The organism is Brevibacterium sp. FAM 24630, from assembly GCF_049804075.1.
Taxonomy (GTDB): domain Bacteria; phylum Actinomycetota; class Actinomycetes; order Actinomycetales; family Brevibacteriaceae; genus Brevibacterium.
Genome location: NZ_JBNBZD010000093.1, coordinates 1 through 266 on the forward strand (window position 1 = coordinate 1; position 266 = coordinate 266).

Here is a 266-nt window from a genome sequence, read left to right on the forward strand (position 1 = left end):
AGGTCCTGGGTACGGCGGCTGCCTATGGTCGCTTCGGCACTGGTGATGTGGCGTCGCTGCTGGCCCACCGGGTTGCTGATCAAGGCAGTCGCAGTGCGGGTGAGGATGCGTCCCTGGCGCAGGGGACTGTGGGATGGCAGGCGATGAGCTCACCGTCGACGACTGCGGACGGGGGTGAGCTGTGATGGTTGTCTCTGCCCAGGCGCCAGTCCTTGATACCGAGGTCGAGGCGCTGATGCGACGGTTGAAGATGCCGTATGCGCGCA

Annotated in this window: 1 pseudogene; it reads left to right on the plus strand. The window is 65.4% G+C overall.

The features are described from left to right. Positions 1-185: pseudogene (locus tag ACPUD7_RS17870) on the plus strand (hypothetical protein); the annotation flags it as partial. Positions 186-266: the final 81 nt, after the last annotated feature.